Raw genomic sequence first — 430 nt, 5'->3', positions numbered from 1 at the left:
GATGGATGGACGCCAAATGTTCATGCAATTGGCGCCAGCAACTGACAAAAAATAATTGTCAGAAAGTTAAATAAAGGAGAAAAAATCATGCCAAAACAAAAAACACACCGCGCATCAGCTAAACGTTTCAAACGTACAGGTTCTGGTGGACTTAAACGTTTCCGTGCTTACACTTCTCACCGTTTCCACGGAAAAACTAAGAAACAACGTCGTCATCTTCGTAAAGCATCTATGGTGCATTCAGGAGATTTCAAACGTATCAAAGCAATGCTTACTCGCTTGAAATAATAGCCTAACAGTAAGTAAACAATTCTAGGAAATATTTGGAGGAAATAAAACATGGCACGTGTTAAAGGTGGCGTTGTATCACGCAAACGTCGTAAACGTATTCTTAAATTAGCAAAAGGTTACTATGGAGCTAAACACATCT

The 430-nt window shown here is 38.6% G+C and carries 1 protein-coding gene and 1 pseudogene; both read left to right on the top strand.

Going from position 1 to position 430, the window contains the following annotated elements; genetic code table 11:
- Nucleotides 1–87 precede the first annotated feature (87 nt).
- The gene (rpmI, locus tag SORDD16_RS10080; RefSeq protein WP_001125942.1) at nt 88–288 is read left to right on the top strand and encodes a 50S ribosomal protein L35; all 201 of its coding nucleotides are present in this window, start codon (nt 88–90) and stop codon (nt 286–288) included.
- A gap of 51 nt (nt 289–339) precedes the next feature.
- Nucleotides 340–430 (top strand): annotated as a pseudogene (locus tag SORDD16_RS10075) (50S ribosomal protein L20); the annotation flags it as partial.

Source organism: Streptococcus oralis (assembly GCF_001578945.1).
Lineage (GTDB): Bacteria > Bacillota > Bacilli > Lactobacillales > Streptococcaceae > Streptococcus > Streptococcus oralis_Q.
Note: the sequence above shows the minus strand (reverse complement) of the source record. Positions and strands in the feature narration are given on the sequence as shown.

Coding starts and splice junctions, on each gene's coding strand:
- rpmI (WP_001125942.1), top strand. CDS start 88: ATGCCAAAACAAAAAACACACCGCGCATCAGCTAAACGTTTCAAACGT.